Origin of the sequence: Elstera litoralis (assembly GCF_000963705.1) — a bacterium.
In the GTDB taxonomy this organism is placed as follows: domain Bacteria; phylum Pseudomonadota; class Alphaproteobacteria; order Elsterales; family Elsteraceae; genus Elstera; species Elstera litoralis.
The window spans coordinates 1-614 of sequence record NZ_LAJY01000745.1; the positions used below are offsets into that span (position 1 = coordinate 1).

Annotated in this window: 1 pseudogene; it reads left to right on the top strand. The window is 57.5% G+C overall.

Annotation, left to right across the window (positions count from 1 at the left end):
* Nucleotides 1-614: pseudogene (fusA, locus tag VZ95_RS19505) on the top strand (elongation factor G); the annotation flags it as partial.

The window sequence follows — 614 nt, forward strand, 5'->3', positions numbered from 1 at the left end:
TACCGTGAAACGATCTCCAAGAAAGCGGAAATCGACTATACCCATAAGAAGCAGTCGGGCGGCTCAGGTCAGTACGCGCGCATTAAGCTTTTGTTCGAACCGCAAGAGCCGGGCGAAGGCTTCAAGTTCGAGAACAAGATCGTCGGCGGTTCGGTGCCGAAAGAATATGTTCCGGGCGTGGTCAAGGGGATCGAAGGCTCGATGGATACCGGCGTTATCGCTGGGTTCCCGGTCATCGACTTCAAGGTTCAGTTGATCGACGGTGCTTACCACGACGTTGATTCGTCGGTGCTGGCCTTCGAAATCGCCTCGCGCGCGGCCTTCAAGGAAGGCCTCCAAAAGGCCGGTCCGAAGCTGCTGGAACCGATCATGGCGGTCGAAGTGGTTACGCCGGAAGATTATATGGGCGACGTTATCGGCGATCTGAATAGCCGCCGTGGTCAGGTGAATGGTATGGACAGCCGGGGTAATGCCCGCGTCGTTTCCGCCATGGTGCCGCTGGCCAATATGTTCGGCTATGTGAACACTCTGCGCTCGATGAGCCAGGGGCGCGCCCAGTACACCATGCAGTTCCATCACTACGAACAGGTTCCCCAGGCGGTTGCGGACGAAGT